This is a genomic window from Pseudomonas sp. S2_H01 (genome assembly GCF_054668305.1).
Window position 1 is genome coordinate 5,522,462 of sequence record NZ_CP162756.1, and the last position, 17,150, is coordinate 5,539,611.

Annotated in this window: 10 protein-coding genes; 7 read left to right on the top strand and 3 right to left on the bottom strand. The window is 60.5% G+C overall.

Going from position 1 to position 17,150, the window contains the following annotated elements:
• Positions 1 to 4: 4 nt before the first annotated feature.
• From AB4N84_RS24545 to AB4N84_RS24560, 4 genes are all read left to right on the top strand, one after another.
• Positions 5 to 3,112 carry an efflux RND transporter permease subunit gene (locus AB4N84_RS24545; protein ID WP_074751157.1) on the top strand — a complete coding sequence of 1,036 codons (3,108 nt, stop codon included), beginning with the start codon at positions 5 to 7 and terminating at the stop codon, positions 3,110 to 3,112.
• Positions 3,109 to 4,599: an efflux transporter outer membrane subunit gene (locus AB4N84_RS24550; protein ID WP_460043616.1), complete on the top strand. Its 1,491-nt coding sequence runs from the start codon at positions 3,109 to 3,111 to the stop codon at positions 4,597 to 4,599. The genes AB4N84_RS24545 and AB4N84_RS24550 overlap by 4 nt, the downstream gene beginning before the upstream one ends.
• A gap of 127 nt (positions 4,600 to 4,726) precedes the next feature.
• On the top strand, positions 4,727 to 6,817 hold the full coding sequence (locus AB4N84_RS24555; RefSeq protein WP_460043618.1) for a putative bifunctional diguanylate cyclase/phosphodiesterase: 2,091 nt from the start codon (positions 4,727 to 4,729) through the stop codon (positions 6,815 to 6,817).
• 53 nt (positions 6,818 to 6,870) lie between these two features.
• Positions 6,871 to 7,617 carry an SDR family oxidoreductase gene (locus AB4N84_RS24560; protein ID WP_074751151.1) on the top strand — a complete coding sequence of 249 codons (747 nt, stop codon included), beginning with the start codon at positions 6,871 to 6,873 and terminating at the stop codon, positions 7,615 to 7,617.
• A 91-nt stretch (positions 7,618 to 7,708) separates the two neighbouring features.
• Here the strand turns inward: AB4N84_RS24560 and mapR are convergent, their stop codons facing one another.
• Complete coding sequence (mapR, locus tag AB4N84_RS24565; RefSeq protein WP_460043619.1) at positions 7,709 to 9,157, bottom strand: GntR family transcriptional regulator MpaR; 1,449 nt, start codon at positions 9,155 to 9,157, stop codon at positions 7,709 to 7,711.
• Between the two features lie 123 nt (positions 9,158 to 9,280).
• Entirely contained in the window at positions 9,281 to 9,529 is a 249-nt protein-coding gene (locus tag AB4N84_RS24570) for a DUF3203 family protein (RefSeq protein WP_460043620.1), read from the bottom strand.
• A 1,146-nt stretch (positions 9,530 to 10,675) separates the two neighbouring features.
• On the opposite strand from AB4N84_RS24570, the gene AB4N84_RS24575 reads away from it, so the two are divergent.
• On the top strand, positions 10,676 to 11,221 hold the full coding sequence (locus AB4N84_RS24575; protein ID WP_074751145.1) for an MgtC/SapB family protein: 546 nt from the start codon (positions 10,676 to 10,678) through the stop codon (positions 11,219 to 11,221).
• A 54-nt stretch (positions 11,222 to 11,275) separates the two neighbouring features.
• On the opposite strand, the gene AB4N84_RS24580 is transcribed toward AB4N84_RS24575, so the two are convergent.
• Positions 11,276 to 11,452, bottom strand: a complete 177-nt coding sequence (locus tag AB4N84_RS24580; protein WP_167362035.1) for a hypothetical protein — start codon at positions 11,450 to 11,452, stop codon at positions 11,276 to 11,278.
• Between the two features lie 323 nt (positions 11,453 to 11,775).
• Here AB4N84_RS24580 and AB4N84_RS24585 point away from each other — a divergent pair, with 323 nt between their 5' ends.
• Positions 11,776 to 13,812, top strand: coding sequence for an alpha-1,4-glucan--maltose-1-phosphate maltosyltransferase (locus AB4N84_RS24585; RefSeq protein WP_460043621.1), 2,037 nt, complete (start codon positions 11,776 to 11,778; stop codon positions 13,810 to 13,812).
• Positions 13,813 to 13,828: 16 nt separating this feature from the next.
• Entirely contained in the window at positions 13,829 to 17,149 is a 3,321-nt protein-coding gene (gene treS, locus AB4N84_RS24590; RefSeq protein ID WP_460043623.1) for a maltose alpha-D-glucosyltransferase, read from the top strand.
• Position 17,150: the final 1 nt, after the last annotated feature.

The following is a 17,150-nucleotide window of genomic DNA, read 5'->3' on the forward strand; positions in this document are numbered from 1 at the left end:
GCCCATGAACCTCTCGGCCCCTTTCATCCGCAGGCCGGTGGCGACGATGTTGCTGAGCCTGGCGATCATGCTGCTGGGCGGCATGAGTTTCGGCCTCCTGCCGGTGTCGCCGCTGCCGAACATGGACTTTCCGGTGATCGTGGTCACGGCCTCGTTGCCAGGTGCCAGCCCGGAAATCATGGCGTCCAGCGTGGCGACACCGTTGGAGCGATCCCTGGGCACCATTGCCGGGGTCAACACCATGAGCAGCCGTTCGAGTCAGGGCACGACGCGGGTGATTCTGCAATTCGACATGGACCGCGACATCAACGGTGCGGCCCGTGAAGTGCAGGCGGCAATCAATGCCTCGCGCAATCTGCTGCCGAGCGGGATGCGCAGCATGCCGACCTACAAAAAGGTCAACCCGTCCCAGGCGCCGATCATGGTGCTGTCGTTGACCTCGGACGTGCTGGAGAAAGGCCAGCTGTATGACCTGGCATCGACGATTCTGTCGCAGAGCCTGTCCCAGGTGAACGGCGTCGGCGAAGTGCAGATTGGTGGCAGTTCGTTGCCCGCGGTGCGGGTCGAGCTCGAACCCAAGTTGCTCGATCAGTACGGCGTATCGCTGGACGAGGTGCGCACGACGATTTCCGGCTCCAATGTGCGTCGGCCCAAAGGGTTCGTCGAGAATGCCGACCATAACTGGCAGGTGCAGGCCAACGATCAGCTGGAAAAAGCCAAGGATTACGAGCCGCTGATCATTCGCTATCAGAACGGTGCCGCACTGCGGCTCAAAGACGTGGCGAAGGTCAAGGATTCGGTCGAGGACCGTTACAACAGCGGCTTCTTCAACAAAAATTCGGCGGTGCTGCTGGTCATCAACCGTCAGGCGGGTGCCAACATCATCGAGACCGTCGCAGCGATCAAGGCTCAGTTGCCCGCGTTGCAGGCGGTGCTGCCGTCCAGCGTCAAGCTGGACCTGGCCATGGACCGCTCACCGGTGATCAAGGCCACGTTGCACGAAGCCGAAATGACGCTGCTCATTGCCGTGGTGCTGGTGATCATCGTGGTGTTCCTGTTCCTGGGTAACTTCCGCGCGTCGCTGATTCCGACGCTGGCCGTACCGGTGTCCCTGGTCGGCACGTTCGCGATCATGTACCTGTGCGGGTTCTCGCTGAACAATCTGTCGCTGATGGCGCTGATCCTCGCCACGGGTTTGGTGGTGGACGACGCCATTGTGGTGCTGGAGAACATCTCCCGGCACATCGACGAAGGCGTGCCGCCCATGAAAGCGGCCTATCTCGGCGCGCAGGAGGTCGGTTTTACGCTGCTGTCTATGAACGTGTCGCTGGTGGCGGTGTTCATCTCGATTCTGTTTATGGGCGGCTTGGTGGAAAGCCTGTTCCGTGAGTTCTCGATCACGCTGTCAGCGTCGATCGTGGTGTCGCTGATCGTCTCGTTGACCCTGACGCCCATGCTCTGCGCCCGCTGGCTCAAGCCCCATGTGCCCGGCACGGAAAACCGCTTGCAGCGCTGGAGCCAGCGCGTCAACGATCGCATGGTCGCCGGCTATGACCGCAGCCTCGGCTGGGCGCTGCGTCATCGCCGCCTGACCCTGCTGACCCTGCTGCTCACCATCGGCGTGAACATCGTGTTGTACGTGGTCGTGCCGAAGACGTTTCTGCCGCAGCAGGACACCGGCCAGTTGATGGGCTTCGTGCGCGGGGACGATGGCCTTTCGTTTTCGGTCATGCAGCCGAAAATGGACGTGTTTCGCAACGCGATCCTCAAGGACCCGGCGGTGGAAAGCGTCGCCGGTTTCATCGGCGGCAACGGCGGCACGGGCAATGCGTTCATCATCGTGCGGCTGAAGCCCATTGCCGAGCGCAAGATCGGCGCCGAGCAAGTGGTCGAGCGTCTGCGCAAGGAGATGCCTCAGGTTCCGGGCGGACGCCTGTTCCTGCAGCCGGACCAGGACCTGCAACTGGGCGGCGGGCGCGAGCAGACCTCCTCGCAATACCAGTACATCCTGCAGAGCGGCGATCTGGAGAGCCTGCGTCTGTGGTACCCGAAAGTGGTCACCGCATTGAAGTCGCTCAAGGAACTGACGGCCATTGATGCTCATGACGGCGGCGGTACGCAGCAGGTGACATTGATGGTCGACCGCGACGCAGCCAAGCGCCTGGGCATCGACATGAACATGGTCACCACGGTGCTGAACAACGCCTACAGCCAGCGTCAGGTGTCCACCATCTATGACCCGCTGAACCAGTATCAGGTGGTGATGGAGGTCAATCCCAAGTACGCGCTCGACCCGGTCACGCTGGAGCAGGTTCAGGTGATCACCGCAGACGGCGCGCGCGTACCGCTGTCGACCATCGCCCACTACGAACGCAGTCTTGAGGATGACCGGGTCAATCACGACGGGCAGTTCGCCTCGGACAACATCTCCTTCGACCTCGCCGATGGCGTGACGCTGGATCAAGCCACGGCGGCCATCGAGCGTGCCGTGGCTGCGGTAGGGTTGCCCGAAGATGTGATTGCGAAAATGGCGGGCACCGCCGATGCCTTTGCCGCCACGCAGAAAAGCCAGCCGTGGATGATCCTCGGGGCATTGGTGGCGGTCTACCTGGTCCTTGGCATTCTTTACGAGAGCTATGTGCACCCGCTGACCATTCTGTCGACGCTGCCGTCGGCCGGTGTCGGTGCGCTGCTAAGCATCTATCTTACCGGCGGGCAGTTCAGCCTGATCTCGCTGCTGGGGCTGTTTCTGTTGATCGGCGTGGTGAAAAAGAACGCCATTCTGATGATCGACCTGGCCTTGCAGCTGGAGCGAGGCAGCGGCATGTCGCCACTGGAATCCATCCGCAATGCCTGCCTGCAGCGGCTGCGGCCGATTCTGATGACCACGCTGGCGGCGATCCTCGGTGCCGTGCCATTGCTGCTGAGCAGTGCCGAAGGCGCGGAAATGCGCCGTCCTCTGGGCCTGACCATCATCGGCGGCTTGATCCTCAGCCAGATTCTGACGCTCTACACCACGCCTGTGGTTTACCTTTATCTCGACCGTTTGCGGCATCGCGTCAATAAATGGCGCGGCGTGCGAACGGATGCTGCCCTGGAAACTCCGCTATGACCCATCGTCCGAACGTTTCTGTACCCCAGCGATTGCTGCCTTTGCAGCGCACCTTCGCGGTGGCCTTGTGCGCGCTGCTGCTCAGCGCGTGTGCGGTGGGCCCGGACTATAGAAAGCCGGACATGCCGACGCCCGCGCACTTCAAGCAAGCCGAAGGCTGGACCCAGGCCAATCCGAGTGACGCGATTGCACGCGGCGCGTGGTGGGAGATCTATGGCGATGCGCAACTGAACGGTCTGGTGGAGAAACTCAACACCTCAAACCAGACGGTCGCGCAGTACGAAGCGCAATACCGTCAGGCGGCGGCGCTGGTGCGCAGTGCACGGGGCGCGTTCTTCCCGACGCTGGACCTGACCACCAGCAAGAATCGCTCAAGCCAGGGCACCGGCAGCAGCAGTTCCAGCCTCAGCAGCTCCAGCAGCGGGATTCGTGACACCTACAACGCGCAACTGGGCGTCAGCTGGGAGGCGGACATCTGGGGCAAGCTGCGACGCGGACTGGAGGCGGACAAGGCCAGTGCTCAGGCAAGCCTGGCGGATCTCGCCTCGATGCAGCTGAGTCTGCAATCGCAACTGGTGCAAAACTACTTGCAACTGCGTGTCATCGACGAGCAAAAGCGTTTGCTGGAAGCCACGGTCGATACCTATGAGCGCTCGCTCAAATTGACGCAAAACCAGTACCGGGCGGGCGTTTCCGGGCGCGATGCGGTGGCTCAGGCGCAAACCCAGTTGAAAAGCACGCAAGCCGACCTCATCGACCTGGCGTGGCAGCGCGCGCAGTTTGAAAGCGCAATTGCGGTCCTGATGGGGCAGGCGCCTGCCGACTTCAGCCTGGCGCCCACCACCAGCGTCCCTGCCTTGCCGCAGATTCCGGTGCAGTTGCCCTCGCAGTTGCTTGAGCGCCGTCCGGACATTGCAGCGGCCGAACGGTCGGTGATGGCCGCGAATGCCAATATCGGCGTGGCGAAAGCGGCGTATTACCCGGACCTGACGCTGAGCATGAATGGTGGTTACAGCAGCAGTACCTTCAGCAACTGGATCAGCCTGCCGAACCGGTTCTGGTCGGTTGGGCCGCAACTGGCCATGACCCTGTTCGATGGCGGTCAGCGCGCGGCCGAAGTGGATCGCACCGAAGCGTTCTATGACCAAACCGTTGCGCAATACCGTCAGACCGTCCTGGACGGTTTCAAGGAAGTGGAAGACTACATGGCGCAATTGCGCGTCTATGAGCAGGAAGCCGGGGTGCGCAAAGAGGCACTGGACGCCGCCCGCGATTCCCTGCGTCTGACCAGTAATCAGTACAAGGCCGGTTTGATTGGCTATCTAGATGTCGTCAACGTGCAAACCACAGCGTTGAGCAATGAGCGCAGTGTGCTGACATTGCTGCAAAGCCGGCTGATTGCCAGCGTTCAGTTGATCGCGGCATTGGGGGGTGGCTGGAATGCCGAAACCGGCCTGACGCATGAACCCGAGATATCCAGACGCTGATCATGAATAAAGGCTATTTGCCATAATTTCGACGGGCTGCCGCGAACATTCTTGGCGGATTGGGTACAATCGCCGCCCTATTCCAGGGCTGTGAAGCCTTATCTGGTTGAGTCATGAGTCTCGCCCCATGCTGATTGGACACTACACGTTGTCGCTGGTCCTGGTTTCCATTCTGGTGGCCATGCTTGCTTCCTACACCGCGCTTGATCTGGCGGGAAGAGTGGCCACGGCCCTCGGCCGGGCGAAGATCATGTGGATCTGCGGCGGCGCGCTGTCGATGGGCATCGGCATCTGGTCCATGCACTTCATCGGCATGCTGGCGTTCAAGTTACCCATTGACCTCGGTTTCGATCTCAGCCTCACGCTGATGTCGCTGGCAGTTGCCATTCTGTCATCAGGCTTCGCCCTGTGGCTGGTCAGCCACCGACATGTCCCTTTGCTGCATGTCCTGTTCGGCGCCTTCGCAATGGGCACGGGCATCAGCACCATGCATTACACCGGCATGGCTGCACTGCGCATGCAACCGGGTATTGATTACGACCCGACGCTGTTTGGTCTGTCCCTGGCCATCGCGGTCACGGCGTCGGCCGCGGCGCTGTGTATCGCGTTGCGTCTGCGCAAGGAAACGCCGTACGTGCGGCTGGCCCGTGGCGGGGCTGCGGTGATCATGGGGTTCGCCATCGTCGGTATGCATTACACCGGCATGGCCGCCGCGAATTTCCCTGAAGGCAGTTTCTGCGGCGCCGCCGTGAACGGCCTGCGCACGGACGGGCTGGATAAACTGGTCCTGGTCACCACCCTTGCCGTGCTAACCATCACCTTGCTCACGTCGGTTCTGGACGCCCGCCTGGAAGCCCGCACCGCGCAACTGGCGGAGTCGCTGAGCGAGGCGAATAGGGAGCTGACCCAACTGGCCTTGCACGACACCCTGACCGGATTGCCCAACCGGATTCTGCTGGCCGACCGTATCGAACAAGCGATGCGCAAGGTCGATTCCCAAGGCGGCCTGTTCGCCTTGATGTTCATGGACCTGGACGGCTTCAAACCAGTCAACGATGCCTTCGGCCACCATGTCGGGGATCAACTGCTGCGGGAAGTCGCGTTGCGCATGCGCGATAACTTCCATCGCCATGACACCCTGGCGCGCATCGGCGGCGACGAATTCGTCTTGCTGGTCGAACTCGAGGAGATCGACGATGCAACGACCGTCGCTTCGCGTCAAGTCGCCTTGGTGGGCAAGCCGTTCACCGTCCAGGACCATGATCTCCAGGTGACGGTCAGCATCGGCATCAGTCTGTATCCTGGCAACGGGCGTACACAGCAGGAGCTGTTGATGAACGCGGATGCGGCGATGTACCACGCCAAAAGTGCCGGCAAGAACGGCTACAGCTTCTTTGATGCGTCGATGAACACCAACGCGCGTAACCAGTTGCAATTGCTTCAGGACCTTCGCGTCGGGCTGCGTGAAGGCCAGTTCTGCCTGCACTACCAGCCCAAGTTCGCCGCCGGTACGGGAGAGCCCGTCGGTGCAGAGGCGCTGGTGCGCTGGAATCACCCGGAGCACGGCCTGTTGATGCCGGATAAATTCATCGGGCTGGCGGAAAAGACCGGTCTGATTATCAACCTCGGCGAGTGGGTGCTCAACGAAGCCTGTCGACAAATGCGCGTCTGGTTTGACGCCGGCTACACGCACTGGCGCATTGCAGTGAACCTGTCGGCGTTGCAGTTCTCCCACGCGGGGCTGGTGAAAAACGTCGCGCAATCGCTTGCGGCGCATGGTTTGCCCGCCAATTGCCTCACGTTGGAGATTACTGAAACCACGGCCATGAGCGATGCCGATGCGAGCATGATGGTGCTGCAGCAGCTGTCGGACATGGGCGTGGATTTGTCGATCGACGATTTTGGCACCGGTTACTCCAGCCTGATGTACCTCAAGCGCTTGCCCGCCAATGAACTGAAAATCGACCGTGGGTTTGTCCGCGATCTGGAGAATGACAGCGACGATGCCGCCATTGTCTCGGCCATCGTGGCGCTGGGGCAGGCGCTGAATTTGCGCATCGTGGCAGAGGGCGTGGAGACCAGCAGTCAGCAAAGTTTCCTGACCCACTTGGGCTGCGACTCGTTGCAGGGTTATCTGCTGGGGCATCCATTGCCAGCGGACCGCTTCATGGCGGATATTAGCGCGGCGCAGAACCGCGTATCCGAGAGCACGCTTTGACGTTTCACGCTTTGCACAACACTAAAAGCAAGAGCATAGAGTCGGAAACACCCATGGATAAAAACCTCCTCATCACTGGCGGCTCCAGAGGTATTGGCGCAGCCACGGCAGTTCTGGCGGCATCGCAGGGATATCGCGTCTGCATCAATTATCTTTCTGACCATGCTTCGGCCGAGCGCATCTGCGGACAGATTCGCGAGGCGGGCGGTTACGCCATCGCGGTTCAGGCCGATGTCAGCAACGAAGACGAAATCATTCGACTGTTTTCCCGCGTGGATTCTGAAATGGGGCGTCTGACTGCCTTGGTCAACAATGCCGGGACAGTGGGCGAGGCCTCGCGGGTCGACGCCATGTCCGAATTCCGTATGCTCAAGATCATGATGAGCAACGTGGTGGGGCCGATGCTGTGCAGCAAGCACGCATTGCTGCGCATGTTGCCGCGCCACGGCGGCCACGGTGGCAGCATCGTCAACGTGTCATCGGTGGCCGCGCGACTGGGTTCGCCGGGTGAATACGTCGATTACGCTGCCTCCAAAGGCGCGCTGGACACCTTCACCATTGGCTTGGCCAAGGAAGTCGCGGGCGAGGGCGTTCGTGTGAATGCCGTGCGTCCGGGTTACATCTTCACCGAGTTCCATGCGTTGAGCGGGGATCCCCAGCGCGTGAGCAAGCTCGAACCGACCATTCCGATGGGGCGCGGCGGACTGGCCGATGAAGTGGCCGAGGCGATTTTGTGGCTGCTGTCGGACAAGGCCTCGTATTCGACGGGTTCGTTCATTGATTTGGGCGGCGGTCGCTGACAGGCCGGTTGTGCGGATGTCTGCATTTCCCGGGTTGAGAAACGCTCGGCCTTCGACCCGATCCAGACATCGGCGCTGCAACCACCATCGGCTAACCCAGCATCGAGCGAATGATCTTCCCCAGCGTCTCCATCGCCCGTTCCGAAGTGTCGCTCCATGGGCTGCCGTAGTTGAGGCGGATGCAGTTCTTGAAGCGTCGGGTGGGCGAGAACATCGGGCCTGGCGCAATGCTGATACCTTGGGCAAGCGCCACGTTAAACACCTTCAACGAATCAATCTGCTCAGGCAGCTCCAGCCACAGGAAGTAACCGCCTGACGGCTGGCTGACGCGGGTCTGCGGGGGGAAATAACGCGCGACCGCGCCCAGCATGGCCCGCAACTGGTCTTCCAGGCTGTTGCGCAGTTTACGCAGATGACGGTCATAGCCGCCGTGCTGCAGGTAGTCGGCGATGGCGGCTTGTGCGGGCATTGATGCGCACAGCGATGTCATCAGTTTCAGTCGCTCGACTTTCTGCGCGTAGCGTCCCGCCGCCACCCAGCCCACGCGGTAACCCGGTGCCAGGCTCTTGGCAAAGGAGCCGCAGTGCAAAACCAGCCCTTCCGTATCGAATGCCTTCGCCGGTTTTGGGGCATGCTGCCCGTAATACAGCTCGGCGTAGACGTCGTCTTCGATCAGCGGCACGTCATGCTTGCGCAGCAGTTCGACAAGTTCGCGCTTGCGTGATTCCGAAACCGTTGCCCCAGTCGGGTTCTGAAAGCTGGTCATGCTCCAGCAGGCCTTGACCGGATAACGTTCCAGCGTTTGCTCAAGGACGGCAAGGTCGATGCCGGTTTGCGGGTGCACCGGTATTTCAACCGCCTTGAGTTTCAGCCGTTCCAGCACCTGCAGGCAGGCGTAGAACGCGGGCGCTTCGATGGCCACCAAATCGCCGGGCTCGGTCACGGCCTGCAGGCACAGATTCAGGGCTTCCAGTGCGCCATTGGTGATCAGCAGTTCTTCCATGGGCAGCATCTGACCCGCCACCATGTAACGCAAGGCAATTTGTCGGCGCAGCGTCGGGTTGCCCGGCGACAGGTCGCTGACCACCATCCTCGGGTCCATGTCGCGGGTGGCACTGGCCAATGAGCGCGCCAGGCGTTGCAGCGGGAACAGGCCAGCGCTGGGGAACGCCGAACCAAACGGCACCGTATTGGGGTCCTTGATGGACTCCAATACCGAGAACACCAGTTCACTGACATCGACTTCCGTGGACTCGCTGACCTGTGGTTCCTGCGACGGTTCGAGGACGGGGGCAAGCTCGAAGCGCTGCGCAGCGAAGGTCTCGCTGGCGAAGCTGTCATTGACGAAATAGCCTGACCTCGGGCGGGCGCGGATCAGGCCGCGCCGCTCGAGCAGGTAATAGGCTTGAAAAACAGTGGAAGGGCTGATGCCGTGGGTCTGACTCGCGTAGCGCACTGACGGCACGCGTTGACCCGCCGCAAGCACACCCGAGCGGATCAGCTCGGCGATATCGTCGGCAAACTTTTCATAACGCTTCATTAAGGGGCTCGCGGCTGGACGGTCAGGCCTGCGGTGCAGCAATGCTCCACCGGGCGGGAATGACCGGACTATGCGCGCGAATGCCGTTTCAGTACAGGTGCAGATTTTTCCATAAACAGCAGATCAGATCACCGGAGAGTCTTCACCGGGTTCTACGCCAATGGTGTGATGACGCATGTCCTTTGCCTTATAGACGGTCAAGGCATCGGCTTCTGCTTCGGTGATCGGGACCTTCCGGCCGCCGATGTCCGCTTCGGACATATGGGTCGCGTCATTGGTGGTGATCACCACGTCGATGACAGCGCTGCGGTAGGTCGTGCCGTCCACCATCGCTGAGCAGTGTTGATGGCTGCTGTCGAATTCCAGAGGCATGGTCGTACTCCTTCACGGGGTGTGAAGCTGTGACTGCGAAGACAAGCGAATCGTTTCCCCGTTCCGACAGTGGGTAGGCCTGTGGCGAGCCTGCGCAAACCTCAAGAGCGCTGAAAGCTCTGCAGGAGCCGTCGGAGTTTACGACGGCCGTGAATGCGGTGGGTCAGTGATGAACACGTCAGATGACCCACCGCATTCGCCAGCAAGCCGGCTCCTACAGAGTCTGTGTCAGGCGCGAATCCGAGTGACGCCAAATAAACTGTAGGAGACGTCGGAGGTTACGACGGCAGCGAATGCGGTGGGTCAGTGATGAACACGTCAGATGACCCACCGCATTCGCCAGCAAGCCGGCTCCTACAGAGTCTGTGTCAGCCACGAATCCGAGTGACGCCGAAAAACCTGTAGGAGACGTCGGAGGTGACGACGGCCGCGAATGCGGTGGGTCGGCCAAGGGTGATGTCGACTGGCCTGACGCCTTCGCCAGCAAGCCGGCTCCTACAGAGTCTGTGTCAGGCGCGAATCCGAGTGACGCCAAATAAACTGTAGGAGACGTCGGAGGTTACGACGGCAGCGAATGCGATGGGTCAGCCAATGGTGATGTCGACTGGCCTGACGCCTTCGCCAGCAAGCCGGCTCCTACAGAGTCTGTGTCAGCCGCGAATCTGAGCGACGCCGAAAAACCTGTAGGAGACGTCGGAGGTTACGACGGCAGCGAATGCGATGGGTCAGCCAAGGGTGACGTCGGCTGACCTGCCGCCTTCGCCAGCAAGCCGGCTCCTACAGAGTCTGTGTCAGCCACGAATCTGAGCGACGCCGAAAAAACTGTAGGAGACGTCGGAGGTTACGACGGCAGCGAATGCGATGGGTCAGCCAATGGTGATGTCGACTGGCCTGACGCATTCGCCAGCAAGCCGGCTCCTACAGAGTCTGTGTCAGCCACGAATCCGAGTGACGCCCAAAAACCTGTAGGAGACGTCGGAGGTTACGACGGTAGCGAATGCGGTGGGTCAGCCACAGCTGCCGTGTCTGACCTGCCGCCTTCACGAGCAAGCCGAACAAGGCGGGGCTACGGCGAACGAGCCGACGGCCGTGCGGTCCATTGAACGATGTGCCCGCGAAGAGGCACTGAGCCTATAGGAACTGCCAATGAATGCCTGGTGGCAAGAAGTCGTCGAGACCCTGCGCTCCGAATTTTCAGACATCACCGATGCCTCCCAATTGACCCGGGTGACCGTTCGTTTGGTCATTGCGGCAGTGCTGGGCGGCATCCTGGGCTTCGAGCGCGAGCACAAAGGCAAGGCGGCCGGGGTGCGGACGCACATGCTGGTGTGCATGGGCGCGGCATTATTTGTGCTGGTTCCGCGACTGGCAGGCGCCGACGATGCGGCGTTGAGCCGGGTGGTGCAGGGGATCGTCGCGGGAATCGGCTTTCTCGGTGCAGGCACCATCCTCAAAGGCGACAAGCTCAGTACCCATCAAGTCAAAGGACTGACCACGGCAGCGGGATTGTGGATGACCGCCGCCATCGGTATTGCGGCAGGAATGGGGCGGGAAACGACCGCCGTACTCAGTACGATTCTGGCGCTCGGAATTTTCAGCCTCGTGCCATTGATCGTCGAACGTTTCGATTCACCGCAAGAAAAGGAAAAAGACCCGGAGCGCAACACCGGAGGCGACTCGCACCCACCCTGAGCACGCCGATACCCTCGGCGCGCCCATTTCGTCCATGGTCACTGCTCGGCATGGTTACTCAGGAAAATCCTCACCGAGAATGGCGGGTGGTTCCTGTGAAGGCGGGTCGCCCTTGGGTGGCTCAATCACCGGCGGCATGGTCGGTGGAGGCGGCTCTTCGGGTTTGGGGACCGGCAATTCCGGGTCGTCGATATTCGGATCGGGCGTTTCTGCGGGAATGGGAATGTTCATTGCTTCACCTTCCTTCAGCGCAGGTTCGAACAGGCATTAGTGCCGCATTTCAACGCGCTCGCTGGCTTCGACAGCGAGGCGGTTTGAATGATTCAGCGCGATTTCCCGTTTGTTTTCCAAACGGATGGACGACCCACGACTACGCTGGCAATGGATCGATTTTTGCCGCACAAGCTCTTTGAACTTTTCCCCAAGGCTGGCGTTCGGAACCTATGCTGCCACGTCGGGATGCGTTCAATCCGGTGGCTCCCTTTTTATGGATAAGACGTTTTGCAACGGACGCTCAACGAGGAGCGTCCCTGGGGCGTGAGGAGTGATGCTCGATGAATGTGACTGCTGATCAGCCATACGGCCCTGATTCCCTGGCCACCGATGTACCGCACCCAAGCCAACCTTTACCCCTCACTCAAGCCTTGCAATTGCCGCGTATTGTCATCGAAGACACGCAACCGGTGATCGAGGGCGGGCAGCTTGCGGCCAAGGCCATCATCGAGCAGCCAGTGACGGTCACCAGCAAGGTGTTTGCCGACGGCCACGACAAGATGGCCGTGCGCATTTGCTATCGCGCTGCCGACGAGCAGCAATGGCACAAGGCGCCCATGCGCGACCTGGGTAACGACAGCTGGATCGGCGAGTTCACGCCGACGTCGGTGAGCCGCTATGTTTTCCGCCTTGAAGCCTGGATCGACCAGTTCGCCAGTTATCGCTACGAGCTCGAAAAGAAATACGCCGCCGGGGTCGACATTGGCCTTGAGCTGGAAGAAGGGCGTCTTCATCTCGTTCACGCGTCCGAGCGCAGTCAGCATGAGCTTCGCGGGCAGATCGACAGCGTGCTGCAGCGCCTGGGTCAGAACACGGAGCATGAGGCACAGGTGGCGTTGCTCTTGAGCAGCGAGACGGCGACGATCATGTCGCACGCCGATAATCACGCATTCCTGAGTCGCAGCTTCGAATACCCGTTGGATGTCGAGCGTGAACGGGCTCAGTTCGCCAGCTGGTACGAACTGTTCCCGCGCTCGATCACCGACGACAAGAGCCGTCATGGCACCTTCAATGACGTCCACAGCCGCTTGCCGATGATTCGCGACATGGGCTTTGACGTGCTGTATTTCCCGCCGATTCACCCTATCGGTCGCGCGCACCGTAAAGGCCCGAACAACTCGCTGACGGCAGGGCCTGACGACCCGGGCAGCCCTTATGCCATCGGCAGCGCTGAGGGCGGTCACGATGCCATTCACCCGCAGTTGGGCACCCGTGAAGATTTCCGTAACCTGGTGGCTGCTGCGGCCGAGCATGGGCTGGAAATCGCCCTGGACTTCGCCATTCAGTGCTCCCAGGACCACTTGTGGCTCAAAGAGCACCCGGGCTGGTTCTCTTGGCGGCCGGACGGCACCATTCGTTACGCGGAAAACCCGCCGAAGAAATATCAGGACATCGTCAACGTCGATTTCTACGCGCCGGACGCCATTCCCAGCCTGTGGCTGGAACTGCGCGATGTGGTGCTGGGCTGGGTCGAGGAGGGTGTGAAGATCTTTCGCGTCGACAACCCACACACCAAACCTCTGCCGTTCTGGCAGTGGATGATCGCTGATGTCCGCGCTCAGCATCCCGACGTGATGTTCCTCGCCGAGGCGTTCACCAAACCGGCCATGATGGCGCGATTGGGCAAGGTCGGTTATTCGCAGAGCTACACCTACTTCACCTGGCGCAACACCAAGGCAGAACTGGCTGAGTACTTCACCCAGCTCAACCAGACACCATGGCGCGACTGCTACCGGCCGAACTTCTTCGTCAACACACCCGACATCAATCCGCATTTCCTGCACGACTCGGGCCGTGCCGGTTTTCTGATTCGGGCTGCCTTGGCGACCATGGGTTCGGGGTTGTGGGGCATGTATTCGGGCTTCGAGCTCTGCGAGTCGGCGCCTGTGCCTGGCAAGGAGGAATACCTGGATTCGGAGAAATACGAGATTCGTCCGCGTGATTTCACCCAACCGGGCAACATCATCGCCGAGATCGCGCAGTTGAACCGGATCCGTCGGCAAAACCCGGCCTTGCAGACCCATCTGGGCCTGCGCATCTATAACGCGTGGAACGACAACATCCTGTATTTCGGCAAACGCACTGCCGATGGCAGCAATTTCGTGTTGGTCGCCGTCAGCCTCGATCCGCACAACGTTCAGGAAGCGAGTTTCGAGTTGCCACTGTGGGAAATGGGCCTGCCAGACGATGCCGCGACACTGGGCGAAGATCTGATGACCGGGCACAGCTGGACCTGGTACGGCAAGACGCAGTTTATGCGCATCGATCCGTCCTACCAGCCGTTTGGTATCTGGCGGATCAGAACCACAAACCCATAATTCGAAGGATGTGGTCATGGCAAAAAAGCCTCGCAACGCTGCCTTTATCGATGACCCGCTCTGGTACAAGGATGCGGTGATCTACCAGGTTCATGTGAAGTCGTATTTCGATTCCAACGACGATGGCATCGGCGATTTCCCGGGCCTGATTGCCAAACTGGATTACATCGCCCAATTGGGCGTCAACACCATCTGGCTGCTGCCGTTTTACCCGTCACCGCGCCGCGATGACGGCTATGACATTGCCGACTACCGCGGCGTGCACACCGATTACGGAACCATGGCCGACGCGAAGAAATTCATCGCCGAAGCGCACGACCGTGGGTTGCGGGTGATCACCGAACTGGTCATCAACCACACCTCCGACCAGCATCCGTGGTTTCAGCGCGCCCGCCATGCCAAGAAAGGCTCCAAGGCTCGCGATTTTTATGTCTGGTCCGATGACGATCAAAAGTACGACGGCACGCGAATCATCTTTCTCGACACCGAGAAATCCAACTGGACCTGGGATCCCGTGGCCGGTCAGTATTTCTGGCACCGTTTTTACTCCCACCAGCCGGACCTGAACTTCGACAATCCGCAGGTCATGAAAGCGGTGCTCGAAGTGATGCGCTACTGGCTGGACATGGGCATTGATGGTCTGCGGCTGGACGCGATCCCTTACTTGATCGAGCGTGACGGGACGAACAACGAAAACCTGCAAGAGACGCACAACGTGCTCAAGCAGATTCGTGCCGAAATCGATGCCAATTACCCTGACCGCATGCTGCTGGCTGAGGCCAATCAGTGGCCTGAGGACACCCAGCTGTATTTCGGTGATCGCAAGGGCAAGGACGGCGATGAATGCCACATGGCGTTTCACTTCCCCTTGATGCCTCGGATGTACATGGCCGTGGCCCAGGAGGACCGTTTCCCGATCACCGACATCCTGCGTCAGACCCCGGAAATCCCGGAAAACTGCCAGTGGGCGATTTTCCTGCGCAACCACGATGAGCTGACCCTCGAAATGGTCACCGACCGTGAGCGTGACTATCTGTGGAACTACTACGCCTCCGATCGCCGCGCGCGGATCAACCTCGGCATCCGGCGCCGTCTGGCGCCTTTGCTGGAACGCGACCGTCGTCGCGTAGAGCTCCTCAACAGCATGTTGTTGTCCATGCCAGGTACACCGACCCTGTATTACGGTGACGAAATCGGCATGGGTGACAACATTTACCTGGGCGACCGTGACGGTGTGCGCACGCCCATGCAGTGGTCCATCGACCGCAACGGCGGGTTTTCGCGCGCCAATCCCGCGAGCCTGGTGCTCCCGCCGATCATGGACCCGCTCTACGGGTTTCAGTCGGTCAACGTCGAAGCGCAGGACCACGACCCGCATTCGTTGCTGAACTGGACGCGTCGCATGCTTGCCGTGCGCAAGCAGCAGAAGGCCTTTGGCCGTGGCACGCTGAAAATGCTTTCGCCGAGCAACCGCCGGATTCTGGCGTACACCCGTGAGTACACCGGCCCTGACGGCAAGAGCGAAATCATTCTGTGTGTCGCCAACGTCTCGTCGGCCTCCCAAGCGGCTGAGCTTGAGCTCTCTCAGTACGCCGGCACCGTGCCGGTGGAAATGCTCGGCGGCAGCGCTTTCCCACCTATTGGCCAGCTGAACTACCTGCTGACGTTGCCGCCTTACGGCTTCTACTGGTTCCTGCTGGCCGCGGAGAATCAAATGCCCAGTTGGCACGTCGAACCCGCCGAGAGCATGCCGGACTTTCCGACCCTGGTGCTCAAGCAACGTCTGGAAGAATTGCTGGACGAACCGCTGCGCCAGACGCTGGAGCATACGTCGCTGTCGGTTTACTTGCCCAAGCGTCGCTGGTTCGCCGGCAAAGGGACGGCCATCGACAATGTTCACATCCGCTACGGCGTGCGTTTCGGCTCCGCCCAGCGCCCCGTGATGCTGAGCGAGATCGAAGTGACGGCGGGCGGTGAAGTGGCCCGTTATCAGCTGCCCTTCGGTTTCCTCGCCGAAGACGATTTCAGCAGCGCCTTGCCGCAACAACTGGCACTTGCCCGCGTCCGTCGCGGGCGGCAGGTCGGGTTGATCACCGATGCGTTTACGCTTGAGCCGTTCATTCGTGCAGTGATCAAGGGCATGCAGGACAAGACTGTCCTTGCGACCAGCGACGGGGAGTTGCAATTCCAGCAGACGTCGAAACTGGCGCCGTTGGGACTGAACGACGAATCCGAAGTGCGCTACCTGTCGGCTGAGCAATCCAACAGCTCAGTGGTGATCGGCAGCAGCGTGGTGCTGAAGATGATTCGCCGCGTCGCCGCCGGCACGCACCCTGAGCTGGAAATGGGTGCTTACCTGACCGAGGCCGGGTATCAGCACATCTCGCCGTTGCTGGGCGCTGTGGTGCGCGTGGACAACGAGGGAGAAAACAACCTGCTGATGATTGCTCAGGGGTATTTGAGCAATCAGGGCGACGCGTGGGAATGGACCCAGAACAACCTTGAGCGGGCGGTGCGGGATGAAATGGCCCACGGTCATTCGAACGTGGAACAACACGCCAATGCACTGTTGGAGCTCAAGGATTTTGCCGGACTGCTGGGCCAGCGCCTGGGTGAGATGCATGTCGTGTTGAGCGCCCCGACCGACAATCCGGACTTCAAAACCGAGGTGACCAGCGTCAAGGACAGCCAGGCGTCGGCGAAGAGCGTCTCGGCGCAAGTCGAGCGCGCGCTGGATCTGCTGGAGCAACATCGCGATACGCTGGAACCCGCCGACCAGCAACTGGTCAGTGAACTGCTGGGCAAACGCAAACCGCTGTTGGCGCAGGTGCAAAACCTGGCGAAACAGTCGGTCGGTGGGTTGCGGATGCGGGTACACGGTGACTTGCACCTGGGGCAGATGCTGGTGGTCAAGGGCGATGCGTATCTGATTGACTTCGAAGGGGAACCGGCGCGTGCGCTGCAGGAACGACGGGCCAAATACAGCCCGTTCAAAGATGTCAGCGGTGTGCTGCGATCTTTCGACTACGCTGCCGCCATGGCGATGCGCAACGCGCAGTCCGCGGACACCTCGCCGGAGGCATCCGCAGCGCGTAAACATGTCGCTGAAACGTATTTGAGTCAGGCGCGCGCAGCGTTCCTCGATGGCTACAAGAACGCCACCGCCGACGTCGCGCACGCCTGGAAAGATGCCAAGGGAGAGGCCGCTGCACTGGCGTTGTTCACCCTGGAAAAAGCCGCTTATGAAGTGGCCTACGAGGCTGAGAATCGGCCGACTTGGTTGTCGGTCCCGCTTCAAGGCTTGCGCGGGCTGTTGAACTTGTCTGATGGAGAATGAA

Bases quoted from the DNA above. Each gene is read 5' to 3' on its own strand.
- AB4N84_RS24585 (WP_460043621.1), top strand. From the start codon at position 11,776: ATGAATGTGACTGCTGATCAGCCATACGGCCCTGATTCCCTGGCCACC.
- AB4N84_RS24560 (WP_074751151.1), top strand. From the start codon at position 6,871: ATGGATAAAAACCTCCTCATCACTGGCGGCTCCAGAGGTATTGGCGCA.
- AB4N84_RS24555 (WP_460043618.1), top strand. From the start codon at position 4,727: ATGCTGATTGGACACTACACGTTGTCGCTGGTCCTGGTTTCCATTCTG.
- AB4N84_RS24550 (WP_460043616.1), top strand. From the start codon at position 3,109: ATGACCCATCGTCCGAACGTTTCTGTACCCCAGCGATTGCTGCCTTTG.
- AB4N84_RS24580 (WP_167362035.1), bottom strand. From the start codon at position 11,452: ATGAACATTCCCATTCCCGCAGAAACGCCCGATCCGAATATCGACGAC.
- mapR (WP_460043619.1), bottom strand. From the start codon at position 9,157: ATGAAGCGTTATGAAAAGTTTGCCGACGATATCGCCGAGCTGATCCGC.
- treS (WP_460043623.1), top strand. From the start codon at position 13,829: ATGGCAAAAAAGCCTCGCAACGCTGCCTTTATCGATGACCCGCTCTGG.
- AB4N84_RS24575 (WP_074751145.1), top strand. From the start codon at position 10,676: ATGAATGCCTGGTGGCAAGAAGTCGTCGAGACCCTGCGCTCCGAATTT.
- AB4N84_RS24570 (WP_460043620.1), bottom strand. From the start codon at position 9,529: ATGCCTCTGGAATTCGACAGCAGCCATCAACACTGCTCAGCGATGGTG.
- AB4N84_RS24545 (WP_074751157.1), top strand. From the start codon at position 5: ATGAACCTCTCGGCCCCTTTCATCCGCAGGCCGGTGGCGACGATGTTG.